Below are 12,850 nucleotides of genomic sequence, written 5' to 3'. Positions count from 1 at the left end.
TCTCGGTACCCTCCGTTTTTTTTTGAAGGATAGCATAATCTCAAACATTTGTCATTATAAAAGTCAGTGTCTCTCCTTTTAGTCTTTATTGACAATTATTCTTATTATCGATAATGTGTTTGTGAGAAACCGACCGAGGTTTTGTGATGCCTAAGACACGGATGACAAATCAGCGCAGAATCATTCTCGAAGAGCTGCGCAAACTGCATACGCATCCCACGGTAGACGAACTGTATGCCCTGGTAAAGACACGCATGCCTCACATCAGCCTGGGGACGGTGTACAGGAATCTCGATCTCCTTGCCGAAACAGGGAAAGTGGTTAAACTGTCTTCCGCGGGGAATATGCGCCGCTTCGATGGCAATACCGCCCCGCATCATCACATTTTCTGCAAGGTTTGCGGACGAGTGGCGGATGTGCCCAGCAGCGCTTTTCCCAGCGTCCCCCGGGAGTCCGTCCAGATTCCAGGCTTCACCGTCACGGCAGTTCGTGTGGAATACGATGGCCTGTGTGAAGCGTGTATGACCAGGGCTGAAAAAGGCGAAGTTCAAGAGCAGGCTTCGTAACAGAGGCGAGCCTGCCGCTGAAAATTCCTCTGACCAGGAGAACCGCACCATGAAATCGCTGAAAGGCACCCAAACGGAAAAGAACATCCTCACCGCGTTCGCCGGTGAATCCCAGGCTCGCAACCGCTATACCTTCTTCTCCAGCCAGGCCAAGAAAGACGGTTACGTCGAAATCATGAAGGCGTTTGAAGAGATCGCCAACCAGGAAAAGGAACATGCCAAGCGCCTGTTCAAATTCCTCGAAGGCGGTGCCGTGGAAGTGAGTGCCGCGTTCCCCGCCGGCGTCATCGGCTCCACGCTGGATAACCTAAAAGCCTCGGCTGCCGGTGAGCACGAGGAATACTCGGAAATGTATCCTTCCTTCGCGGAAATCGCCGACAAGGAAGGTTTCCCGGAAATCGCTGCTGTCATGCGCGCCATCGCCGTGGCGGAAACCCATCACGAAAAGCGCTTCCTGGCCTTTGCCGCCGCCATTGAAAGCGGCACGGTGTTCAAGTCTGCCAAACCCCGTGTCTGGCGCTGTCAGAACTGCGGCTATATCCATGTGGGACTCGAAGCGCCTGAATCCTGCCCCGCCTGTGCCCATCCCCAGGAATACTTCCAGGCCATCGCGGAAGCGTAAGACGCAAGGGTAAGCCACCTCTCACAGCTAGCTTCATTTTGGATGCCGCGAAGATATTGAATTGCTTCGCGGCATCCTTTTTCTTTTCTTCTTTACGCTTGCCAAGCTGCCCCTTTCAGGGCATACTGCTTGCCGTTGGACCCGTAGCTCAGTTGGTAGAGCCCCCGGCTCATAACCGGATTGTCGTAGGTTCGAAGCCTGCCGGGTCCACCATGATTTTAACGAGACAGGTCGTGGAAGCCCCTGCCGCTGTCAGGCAGGGCTTCCATGATTTTTTTTGAGCCTTGTATATACCTTCTGATCCTGAAATCCTGCGCCGTTTCCGTGAGTTTCTGGAAAAGCCGTTTTTATTTCATAACGTTGAGATGTGACCTTCATTAAAAGCGCGTTTCCTCTCTGATACTGTTTACAATATGCACATCAGCATCCCCAGGAGCCTGAACTGACGCGGCTTCCACCCTGGATGGTTAATGGTTTTGCGAACGGCGGCGGCCCCTCCGTCTTGAGCTTTTTTTCCAAACCGGCATCGCCGCGGATGGATTCTCGGGGACAGGCCTCTTAAAGAAAATTCCTGGGGACGGTAAATCCGCTGCTGAACGTGGACAAAAAATTCGGCAAAGGAAGGTTTTCCGAAAGAATTTTACATTTTTGTCATAAAAAGATTTTAAAAATGTCTTTTCATATAAGTGTGTTATAATTTTTTACGACAATTTTACCTCAGTGGGTGTACAGCTTCTTGCATAAATTTTCCAGAAGGACTATTTGCGTTTTTGTGGACAAACCGCGGAGTCCCTGCCTCGTATCTGCAAGGGAAACCGCGCATTGAGAGAAGGTATTGTTATGGTTAGCTTCTTTCTTTGCCTGGCGCTCCTGATCATCGGTTACTTTACCTACGGAAAACTGGTAGAGAACACCTTTGGCCCTGACGACCGGGAAACGCCCGCCGTTGTCATCAACGACGGCGTTGACTATGTGGTGCTTCCTCAGTGGAAGCTGTTCCTCATCCAACTTCTGAACATCGCCGGTCTCGGACCCATCTTCGGTGCCTTGCAGGGCGCGCTCTGGGGACCTGTGGTCTTCCTGTGGATCACCTTCGGCACCATTTTTGCCGGCGCTGTCCATGACTTTTTCTCCGGCATGACCAGCGAGCGCAACAACGGCGCTTCCGTTTCAGAAATCACCGGCATTTATCTCGGCGACACCATGAAGACCGTGATGCGCGTCTTCTCCGTGGTGCTGCTGGTCATGGTGGGCACGGTGTTCGCGGTAGGTCCCGCCGGACTTATCGTCAAGCTGTGCAGCGAAGCCGGGGCGAGCGGTGTTCTGCTCAACGCCTCCTTCTGGCTGACCGTGGTGCTGGTCTACTACTTCATTGCCACCTTCATTTCCATCGACAAGATTATCGGCAAGATCTATCCCCTGTTCGGTATCTGCCTCATCATCATGGCCGTTGGCGTCGGCGCGGGTCTTGTGACGAACTCCTCGTTCCAGATTCCCGAAATCTGGGATCACTTCGCCAACATGCATCCCAAGGGCACGCCTATCTGGGCCTTCATGTTCATCACCGTGGCCTGCGGCGCCATCTCCGGCTTCCATGCCACGCAGTCCCCGCTCATGGCACGCTGCATGAAGAGCGAGCATCAGGGGCACTTCGTGTTCTACGGCGCCATGGTGTGCGAAGGTATCATCGCCCTGATCTGGGCCGCCGCCGGCTGCTCCATCTATGAGATCACCAACGGCCAGACCACCGGACTTCTTGCCAGCCTCGGCTCCGGCCAGTCCGCCGCCATCTACGATGTGTGCAGCAAGACCATGGGCGGCATCGGCATTGCGCTGGCCATGATCGGCGTTATCGCCTGCCCCATCACCTCCGGTGATACGGCGTTCCGTTCCGCCCGACTGGTGCTCTCCGATTGGTTCAAGATGCCTCAGACCAGCTACAAAAACCGCCTCATCTTCTGTGTGCCGCTTCTCGGCGCGGGCGCGCTCATCAGCCAGCTCGACTACTCCATCGTGTGGCGCTACTTCAGCTGGACCAACCAGACTCTGGCCATGATCGTGCTCTGGGCCGCTTCCATGTACCTCTTCCTCAACAAGAAGAACTACTGGATCACCGCCGTGCCCGCCGCCTTCATGAGCGCTGTGTCCATCACCTACTTCTGCATGGCTCCCGAATGCCTGGGCCTCATCGTGAAGCTGCCCGTTGCCGTGGCTTACGTTCTGGGCATCGCGGCCGCCGCGCTGTTCCTCTGCCTCTTCCTGCGCGCCACAAAGAAGCGCGCCTGAACATCGGGCTGAACCGGGGCCGCCTTTTGGCGGCCCCCTTGCGTACTGCGTTCCTGCACGTTCTTTCCGAAGGGGTGGGAACACGTCCCTCGGGGTAGTTGATGCTGTATTTCAAACCCGCCCGGCTGGGTGACGCCGGACTGGATGACAAGGCTCTCAAGGCGGACAGAACGGCCTGCCGGAACTTCGGTCCCTGCGGCGTTGGAGAAAAGGCCCTGTATCTGAACAGCCTTTTCCTGGATCGCCGCTTCTATGTGCCGGCCTCCAACGTCCAGCGCGCCTACAAGCGTGTGGCTCTAAGCAAGGGCGGCTTCACCGGCAAGGGGATTTTCGGCTCCATCCCGTATCTCGTGGTGGAATACGGCAAGGGTGAGAGCGTCCAGTGCACGTTCAAGCACGAAAGCCATGTGGACATGATGCTTGCCGAAATCCGGCTGCGTTTCCCCCACATCAGGACTATTTCCGAAGCGGCTGCCAGAAGGCTGGCCGAGGCACAGGCCGCGGAAGAGGCGCGCTATAAAAAGGTGCTCAGTCCTACGGCACAGGCCAGCGTGGACGAGCTGCGGCGTGCTCTGACCTTTCTGGAACAGCGGCCGGATCTCACCACACGCCTTGCCGCGCTCAGTAAAGCGAGGCGCGTGGACTCCCTGACGAATCCCCTGCACAAGTGGGTGGCCCTGGCTATTTTCTGCTTCGCGCTGGCCGCCTCCATCTACGGAGCTTCCGTCTGGCTGAGCGGGGCCGGAGATTACGGCCTCTACATCACTCTTCTCGGCCTGGCCGCGCTGTTCTTCTTTGCCGGGGCCAACGTCCTGCCCACCGTGCGCAGCAACAGCCGCGCCCTGACCGCAGCCCTCGACCGTGCTCGCAGGGAGCTTGCGGACTATATCGCGGACTATCCCGATTTTCCCGTTCCCGCCCGCTACGCGCATCCGGCCACGCTTGCCAGGATGATCCGCTCTCTTCGGGAAGGGCGCTCGGAAACCGTACCGGAAGCCTACGAGGACATGAAGTCCGTACTGCGCTCGCTCAATTCCAGCGTGAAGGTGAGCCAGACGGAATACGACGAAGTCGTAGCCATCAAGCCCATGTTCCTGCTGGAAAACTATGAGTAGTACCGAAAGCCCGGACGCCTGCACGTGTGCCGTGCAGATGCCAGTCATGGCCGTGTTTGCCCTAGTCTGTCAAAGGGGGCCTGCTCATGCCGGGAGTTTTCGTTTAACCAGAACGGCCGGAGCCTGAAAAGGCCCCGGCCTGTTTTTATGTGCGGCGCTCGTCCTGCGGCAGGCGCACCTGGCGCATCAGTGGGCGGCGAACTTTTCGCGCTGGACGCGCACGGCTTCTTCCTGTTCCTTCCAGCCGGAGAACCCGGCCTGCTGGAGCGCATCAAAAACCGTGGCGTCCCAGTCCCAGGCCGCGTAGGTCACGGGTTTGTGGAAGGTGCGGCGGAAGCGGGTCAGCTTCTGCCGGGCGTCCGCTTCGAAGGGGGTGCTGAAGCAGGCTGCCAGATCCTTGTGCAGGTTGCCGATCTCGCCGTCGTACCAGCGGCGGAAATCTTGCGGGTCTTCCAGACGAGCCACGTCCTCATAGCCCTGTTCGCAAAGCAGCGTGCGCAGCCTGGCGGTGTGCTGTTCCTTCAGCCAGCGGCCCAGCCCGGACGCTGGGATGTTCTCGGACTCCACCTCGGCAAAGTCGGCCTTGGTCTGCACATAGGTATCGGGAACCACGGAGGCCGAAACGATGCCCGCAATGGCGACCATGCCGCGCAGAATACGGCTGTTGGCCACGCCCTGGCCGCAGAAGCCCACCTTCTTGCCGAACTTCTGGCCGGTGAAGATGGCGGTCAGGATGGCCCAGATGACGGCGGGATCCTCTTCATCGTAGATGTGCGCCAGTTCAGCGTTGTCACGGTCCGTGGCGAGCACCATCTGGGTCATGTCGTTGGAACCGATGGAAAAGCCGTCAAATTCCTCGATGAACTGCCGCGCAAGGATGGCGTTGGAGGGCAGCTCGGCCATGAGCAGAATCTTCAGCCCGTTTTCGCCGCTGCGCAGTCCGTGGACTTCGTCCAGATAGGCGCGCATGGAACGCGCCTGCTCCAGCGTCCGCACAAAGGGCAGCATGAGCATGAGGTTGGTTCCGCCGTAGAGCGTGCGGGCGCGCTTGAACGCCTCGATTTCCCAGTCGTGGATGTCTCGGGACACGCCGCGGTAGCCGAGCATGGGGTTATCCTCGGTATGTTCGAAGAGGCAGCCGCCCAGCAGGTTCCGGTACTCGTTGCTCTTGAAGTCCGTGGTGCGGTAGACAATGTCCTTGCCGTAGAAGGACATGGCGAACAGCGCCAGGTTGCGCCCCAGGGTGCGGATGTAGTGGTCGCGCCCGCTCTCGTGGCCGCTGCTCACGATGAGCTGCTCGATTTTTTCGGGGATGCTGCGGATCTCCTCTATTTCTCTGCCAAGGCGGGTACGAGCCGCCACGCGGCGGCGCATACCGTTGATGTACAGGAGAACTTCCTGAACGAGAGGCTTCTTGGAGGCCGCGGCCATAGCCGCCTTGACGTCCTCTTCGGTCACGCTGGAGCCGGGTTCGTCTGCGCCCATGACCACGCGGATATGTGTGCGCAGGTCATCGGAAGTCTGGAGCAGATCACGGTTGCGTTCGGCGCGTTCCATGTATTCGGCCATGAGCGCTTCCGCACGGGACACGCTGGACGTGTTGGCGTACAGGGAGGCCATGTCCATGAGCTGGACGACGTAGGGCTTGAGCTGCACCTCGGCGAAGGGCGCCTGTACCTGCCCCACGGCGATCTGCTCGGAGATGCGACGGCTTACCTGTTCGTGCAGATCCGCAAGGCGGCGTTCCACGAACTCTTCCAGCGTGCCGTTGTCGTAGGCTTCCAGGGCCGCGGGGTGCGCGCCTATGCTGCCCAGCATGAATTCCGCGCGCAGCAGGCCGACTTCAAAGTCCGGCACATGGCGCAGACGGGAAAGGAACATGGCCTGGTTCACATCGGCCAGAATGATGCCCACATGGGTGCGGGTCGCGGGCAGCTTGGACACGTTCAGCTCGCCGCCCACATCGCACAGGGGCAGCAGTCCGCGGTAGACCAGGCCCCGTGTGCCGTCCACCGTCACGGGCTGGCCGTCCAGCGAGCGCATGGCCAGCGGATTCTGTACGCCGATGACCGCCGCGATGCCCAGTTCCCGCGAGGTGATGGCCGCGTGGCTGGTGTCGCCGCCCACGTTGGCAATGATGGCGGAAGCGACGCGCATACCGGGAACCATGTCGGGATCCGTGCGTTCTGCGGCCAGAATGTCGCCGGGCTGGATGCGGTTCAGTTCCAGAGCGGAACGCAGGAAGCGCACCGTGCCCTGTCCCGCGCCGCGGGACGCGCCGTTGCCCGCAAGGAGCACTTCCGCATGGGCGGCTGCCTGAGGCTCAACTTCCTTGCGGCGCATGAAGATGGTTTCCGGGTGTTCGTCCAGTTCGGCGTTCCAGCGCGTTTCGGGCCGGGCCTGAACAAACCACAGGCGGCTCTGTGCATCGATGCAGAACTCCGTGTCCATGATGATGCCGCCGTAGGCCCTGCTGATGGCGCGCACACCGCGGGCCACCTCGATGGGCTGATTTTCGCCCAAAGCCCAGGTGTTAACTTCGCTTTCCGGCACGGATTCGATGCGCGTGCCGCCGGAGTCCTCGTTATAGACCATGCGCACGGTCTTGCGGCCCATGAAGCGCACCACCACGTCGGTGCCGTCATCGCGCTGGAAGACGTAGAACTTGTCCGGCGTGACCATGCCGCCCACGATGGATTCGCCCAGTCCGTAGCTGGCGTCGATGCTCACAAGGTCGTTGCGGGTGGTGCCGCGGCAGCCCGTGGCCGTGTCCGCCGAAAACGCCGTGCCTGCCACCGCGGGACGGATCATGCGCATGATGCACACGGAAAGCGCCGTATTCTCGATGGCCCACTCCCGGCGGGCGGCTTCGGCGATGGACGGGTCTCCCGCACTCTCGGCATGAGCCACGGCGTCGAGGATGGCTTCGCGGCGATAGGTCATGGAGCGCAGGTTATAGGCAGAGGCGCAGTCCCAGAGATAGGCTTCGGCCACAGCGTCTTCGCCCGTGATGTTCAGGAACGTGTCCTGGAGTCCGGCGAAAGCCTTCTTGCGGGAGTCTTCGCCTGCCGCAGACGAACGCACGGCTACGGGAAATTCTCCTTCCCCGCCTTCTGCGCACATGTCGCGGTAGGCCTGCCGAACGGCCGCATCCACCGCCGCGGGCAGCGTGACGGAAAGAATGGCCGTCTGCACCAGGATGGAACGCCTGCGGAGCTGGTCGATGTTCTCGCGGGATTCCGCAAAGCCATGCACCACCTGATTCACGAAGTCGCGCAGGCAGGTGCTGGCGCTCTTGCCCGCACTCAGGCGGCGGACCTCAGCGGCATTGCGCCGCACGAAGGTGCTGAAAAAGCCGTGATCGGAAGCCACCGCGGGCGAGGCCCAGTCCACCTCGTCCATGGCTCTGTTCACCACCTCATAGATGAGCGAGGCGTTGACGCGGCTTTCGTCAAGGACGGCGTGGAATGCTGTGGCGGGAATGGCGCGGAACTGCGGCGTGCTGATGCCTTCGACGCGGCTGATGAGCGCGGTATTGTAGTTCTTGCCGCCCACCAGCATTTCCGCGGCTTCTCCCATGCGTACGATGTCCGCGCCGGTCATGATGAAGGAGGAACCCGTTTCCCTGATATCCATACTCATACCTCTCAGTCCTGTGTTTCGGGGTGCTCCCCCGCAGGGTTAAACGGCCCCGGATGCGTCCTGCGCTTCCAGATTCGAAGCCACGAGGCGGATCAGACGGCCAAGCTGATGCGTGAAGCCGGATTCGTTATCGTACCAGACCACGACTTTGAGCATGGTCTTGTTCATCACGGCGGTGAAGGAGGCGTCCACCGTGCCGCCGTGCGTGTCGCCCACATAGTCTATGGAGACGAGCGGCTCATCGCAGTAGCCGAGGGCCTCATAGAGCCAGGTTTCCGAGGCGTACTTGAGCGCAGCGTTGACCTCCTGCGCGGTGACTTCCGTCTTCAGCTCGCAGGTGAAGTCCACCAGCGAGACGTCAGGTGTGGGCACGCGCAGAGCGCCGCCGTTGAGCAGCCCCTTGAGTTCGGGGATAACCTTGCCCACGGCCGCCGCCGCTCCGGTGGTGGTGGGAATGATGGAAAGCCCGGCAGCCCGGCCGCGGCGCAGATCCTTCTGCGTCCCGTCAAGCAGGCGCTGGCTCATGGTGTAGGAATGGATGGTGGTCATCAGTCCGTGCAGGATGCCGAATTCGTTGTGCAGGACCTTCACGGCGGGGGCCAGGCAGTTGGTGGTACACGAGGCCGCTGAGATCACATCGTGCTTTTCGGGGTCATAGATGTCCTGATTCACGCCCATGACGATGGTCACGTCCGCATCGCTGCACGGAGCGGAAATAATGACTTTCCTCGCGCCGCAGTCCATGTGCAGAGCCAGAAGGGCACGCTTCTTCAGTGTGCCGGAAGTCTCCACCACGATGTCCACGCCGTAGTCGCGCCACTTCCAGGCGCCCTTGTCGCAGCGGGTGACGGGGATCTCCCGTCCATCGAGCATGATGCCGTTCTCCGTGGCCTGCACCTTGCCGGGGAAGCGGCCATGCACGGAGTCGTACTTGAGCAGATAGGCCATTTCCTCGTTGCTGGCGCGGTGTCCGTTGATGACGGCCACTTCGCACTGAGGGAAAAGATGCATGACACGAAGCAGATATCGACCGATACGCCCAAAACCATTGATACCTATCCTGATCATGAAGAATCCTTTTTTTACGGCCCTGAGGCGGCTCCCCTCCTTCCAACGCCGGAAAGACGGCGCGCCTGACATGGCTCAGCATACAGGGTATCCGTGTCGGAAAGACGGCAGCATGATGGCAGTAACACGGCAGAATCATGACAAGTATGTGTCAGATGAGTGAGAAAGGAAAAAATAAAAAACGGCCCGGGACGGAAAGGAGAAATCCCGGGCCGGCTTCCGAACCCGCGGGCCTGGGCCGGAAGAAGCTGTCATAACTTTGTTGCCACTCGAAAGTTATCGCAGCGCATTCTGTTCTCTGAGGCTTGGCTGTTTCCTCATGGTAAGCATCCTAACGCCGTCTCATGTCGATAAGAAGGCATCTTTGTGTCAGTTCTGTGACAGTTTTTGCGAGGAGCGGCTATACATCTTCCGCCATTCATTATATAGGTAGAGTTAACACACTCAGCGCAGGGAGCTTCCATGAGCGATACTCTCATCCTTGTCGTGGACGACGAGCAGGACATCCGGGATCTTCTGGTCTTCAACCTGAAGCGGGAAGGCTACGCCACGCTGGAGGCGGCGGACGGCGTGACTGCCCTGGAGCTGGCGCGCCGCTGCAAGCCCTCCCTTATTCTGCTCGACATCATGCTTCCCCGCATGAACGGCCTTGATGTCTGCCGCGAACTGGGCAGCGACCGTGCCACGGCAAACATTCCCATCATCATGCTCACGGCACGGGGTGACGACGTGGACCGCATCGTGGGCTTCGAACTGGGGGCCGACGACTATGTGGTCAAGCCCTTCAACACGCGGGAACTGCTCCTCCGCCTCCGGGCCATGCTGCGCCGCAAGAACACGCCGCCGGAAGCAGAGGAACATGTGCTGCGCTGTCACGGTGTATGCCTTGATCCCCAGGCGCACCGCGTTACCGTGAACGACTCCCCCGTGGAGCTGACGGCCATACAGTTCTGTCTGCTTCAGGAACTCATGCGCTCACAGGGCTGCGTGCGTTCCCGCGAGGAGCTGCTGAGTTCGGTGTGGGACTACCAGTTTGAAGGCTACGACCGCACGGTGGACACGCACATCAAGCGCCTGCGCGCCCGCCTTGGTGAATGCGCGGACATCATCGAGACGGTGCGCGGCATCGGCTACCGCTGCAAGGGATAACCTATGAAAGCACCCTCCATTGTCGCCGACAGCGCTTCCTGCAGGGATCTCATTCCCGGCAGCAGCGGCCAGACGGAAGAACTGTTTCAGAAGGCCCGCCCCATCCCCCTGGACAGCATTCTCGACAGTCTGGACGAGGGGGTCATCATTCTGGATCGGCGGGGCGTCATCCTCAAGGCTAATCCCGCCTTTTGCCAGCTGTTCACCAGCAGCGCTGCAGGACTTCCCGCCGCGTCCGTGATCCCCGGTTCGACCTTTCGGGAAATGCTGGATTCCTTCCTGCACGACTTTCTCCCCGAACGCCATGCTTCCCCGGCGTTCCGCATTGCGCTGGAAGACGAAACCGTGCTCAGCGTACGCATCACACCGCTGAAGGACGCCTCGCTCTTCACGGGAGAAGACGCCCCCTACGCCGTGGCGGTGTTCCACGACATCAGCGACCTCATCCGCATGAGCCGCCGCCGCAAGGAATTCATGGGCGAAGTGGCCCACGAGCTGCGCACACCGCTGACTACGATCGTGGGCTTTGCCGAGACCATCCTCGACCTGCCCCCGCACCACACCGAAGACCGGCAGAAGTTCACCGGCATCATTTTGCGCAGTGCCCGGCACATGAGTTTGCTGGTTGAGGACATGCTGCGCCTGTCCCGACTGGAAAGCGGCAACGTCCCGCTCCAGCTCACCTGCGTGCGCGCAGCCTTCGTCCTGGAGGACGCCCTTGACGCCTGCGCCAGCCGTCTGGAGCAGAAGCGCATCGAGACAGAAATCCACATCGACAGGACGATGAACATCCGGGCGGACGCCCACTACGTCACCCAGGTCTTCCGCAACCTTCTGGAAAACGCCTGCCGTTATTCCCCGGAGGGCGGCATCATCACCATCTGCGGCGAACGTTCGCCCTTCGAATCCATGGCCGTGTTCAGTGTGGCCGATCAGGGACCGGGCGTCCCCGAACAGGACTGCGAACGGGTTTTCGAACGCTTCTACCGCGTGGAGAAGGAACGGGTCTCGCCCCATTCCACGGGGCTGGGACTGGCCATCTGCAAGCACATTGTGGAGCGGCACGGCGGCGTCATCCGTGCGGAAAAGGGGCCGGGCGGCATGTTCATCTTCACGGTTCCCCTTGCTCTCTGACCAGTTGCCACGTATCAGGGGGGCAAAAAACGCGAAGGAAAATGGCCTGCCCGTTCACGCCCTTAGTCTTACGCCCGTTTGTTTTCCGCCTGGACGAAAAGAGTTGACAGGAGCACTGAAACTCCCTAAAAAGAAATCTCTATGCGCCAGCTTAGCTCAGTTGGTAGAGCAACTGATTCGTAATCAGTAGGTCTGGAGTTCAAGTCTCCAAGCTGGCTCCAGCAGCCGTTTTTGCCCTTGCGATCACCTCGCAGGGGCTTTTTTGTCCGATAGTTTTCCCCGCGGTCTCCATCATGTTCCGGTGCATGGTGGGCGGGGTGAAATTTTAAGCTGGAGACAGTCTCCCGTGCGGACAGATAGCCGTCACAGACGCCAGCAGAAGGGCGCGTGACCTTCGCAAACTTCCTTGGTCTCTGCCGAAAAAGCTGGCTGCCCCGTCAGGAATCGGCAGAATTTTTTGAATATCTCCAGAAGTGCCGAAAAACGCCTGCCTCTGGTTCTTTCTTCATGGGCAAACGGCGCGTAAGCTCTCCGGCTGTTGTCACAGTCTTCCTCATGGATTCTTTATAAGGAGAACGCGTATGGTTTGCCGCCGTCCGTCGGGCTTCTCCCTGGGGCTGCCGTTTTTGCCGGTGAAGCAAGACAGCAGGCTCAGACGCCCTGACAGTCCTAATGTTGATGACTTTGTCGCCCGCATCTATCTGCCGCATGTGCAGGTTCGCAAGCGCAGCTGGTGCGTGGATGAACGCATCGCCCGCCAGTACATATCCCCGGCCTTCGGTCAGAGACAGCTTGCCGGCATCCGGCGCTGCGAAGTGGAAACCTGGCTGCACGGGCTTTCCTCAAGACTGGCCCCGGCCACCTGCAACCGCATTCTGGCGGTGTTCAAGACGATATGCTCTCTGGCCGGACTGCATGGACTTCTGCCTGCGGGACAGTCCCCCTGTCTTGGTGTGCCTTCCTTTAAAATCTGCACCCTGCGGGAAAGGTACCTCAGCCGGGAGGAAGCCCGGCGTCTCAGACGGGTACTGGAAAAAAGCGAACGCCTAGAAGCCCTGGCCATACGGTTGCTTCTGCTGACCGGCGCACGCAAGAGCGAGGTGCTCAAGGCGCGCTGGGAGCATGTACGGCTAGATTTGCGGCTGCTCCTCGTGCCGCTGTCCAAGTCCGGCAAGGCAAGGCATATTCCCCTGTCCGATGCGGCCATGGAGGTCATTCGTTCCATTCCCCGACATCCCGGCTGTCCGTGGCTCTTCCCCGGCCGCACA

The 12,850-nt window shown here is 59.9% G+C and carries 9 protein-coding genes and 2 tRNA genes; 9 read left to right on the top strand and 2 right to left on the bottom strand.

All coding sequences use genetic code 11. The features are described from left to right. Nucleotides 1-146: 146 nt before the first annotated feature. From Q0Z94_RS09265 to Q0Z94_RS09245, 5 genes are all read left to right on the top strand, one after another. Nucleotides 147-566, top strand: coding sequence for a transcriptional repressor (locus Q0Z94_RS09265; protein WP_298069038.1), 420 nt, complete (start codon nucleotides 147-149; stop codon nucleotides 564-566). Between the two features lie 49 nt (nucleotides 567-615). Beyond that, entirely contained in the window at nucleotides 616-1,188 is a 573-nt protein-coding gene (gene rbr, locus Q0Z94_RS09260; protein WP_298069036.1) for a rubrerythrin, read from the top strand. A gap of 137 nt (nucleotides 1,189-1,325) precedes the next feature. Next, nucleotides 1,326-1,401, top strand: a tRNA-Ile gene (locus Q0Z94_RS09255). 627 nt (nucleotides 1,402-2,028) lie between these two features. Then, a complete protein-coding gene (locus Q0Z94_RS09250) occupies nucleotides 2,029-3,474 on the top strand; it encodes a carbon starvation CstA family protein (protein ID WP_298069034.1) in 1,446 nt (481 codons plus the stop codon). A 101-nt stretch (nucleotides 3,475-3,575) separates the two neighbouring features. Next, complete coding sequence (locus Q0Z94_RS09245) at nucleotides 3,576-4,589, top strand: hypothetical protein (protein WP_298069032.1); 1,014 nt, start codon at nucleotides 3,576-3,578, stop codon at nucleotides 4,587-4,589. Between the two features lie 186 nt (nucleotides 4,590-4,775). Here Q0Z94_RS09245 and Q0Z94_RS09240 read toward each other — a convergent pair whose 3' ends face one another. Both Q0Z94_RS09240 and gap read right to left on the bottom strand, forming a co-directional pair. After that, on the bottom strand, nucleotides 4,776-8,225 hold the full coding sequence (locus Q0Z94_RS09240; RefSeq protein WP_366517602.1) for a PEP/pyruvate-binding domain-containing protein: 3,450 nt from the start codon (nucleotides 8,223-8,225) through the stop codon (nucleotides 4,776-4,778). A gap of 45 nt (nucleotides 8,226-8,270) precedes the next feature. Next, on the bottom strand, nucleotides 8,271-9,299 hold the full coding sequence (gene gap, locus Q0Z94_RS09235; protein ID WP_298069027.1) for a type I glyceraldehyde-3-phosphate dehydrogenase: 1,029 nt from the start codon (nucleotides 9,297-9,299) through the stop codon (nucleotides 8,271-8,273). A 462-nt stretch (nucleotides 9,300-9,761) separates the two neighbouring features. On the opposite strand from gap, the gene Q0Z94_RS09230 reads away from it, so the two are divergent. The 4 genes from Q0Z94_RS09230 to Q0Z94_RS09215 form a co-directional block, all read left to right on the top strand. Continuing rightward, entirely contained in the window at nucleotides 9,762-10,448 is a 687-nt protein-coding gene (locus Q0Z94_RS09230) for a response regulator transcription factor (protein ID WP_298069025.1), read from the top strand. Between the two features lie 3 nt (nucleotides 10,449-10,451). Further along, the gene (locus tag Q0Z94_RS09225) at nucleotides 10,452-11,582 is read left to right on the top strand and encodes an ATP-binding protein (protein WP_298069024.1); all 1,131 of its coding nucleotides are present in this window, start codon (nucleotides 10,452-10,454) and stop codon (nucleotides 11,580-11,582) included. 145 nt (nucleotides 11,583-11,727) lie between these two features. After that, a tRNA-Thr gene (locus Q0Z94_RS09220) sits at nucleotides 11,728-11,803 on the top strand. A 360-nt stretch (nucleotides 11,804-12,163) separates the two neighbouring features. Further along, nucleotides 12,164-12,850, top strand: a 687-nt coding sequence (locus Q0Z94_RS09215) for a tyrosine-type recombinase/integrase (RefSeq protein ID WP_298069022.1), incomplete at its 3' end; no start/stop codon positions are given.

This window comes from uncultured Mailhella sp. (assembly GCF_947631555.1).
GTDB lineage: Bacteria > Desulfobacterota > Desulfovibrionia > Desulfovibrionales > Desulfovibrionaceae > Mailhella.
Note: the sequence above shows the minus strand (reverse complement) of the source record. Positions and strands in the feature narration are given on the sequence as shown.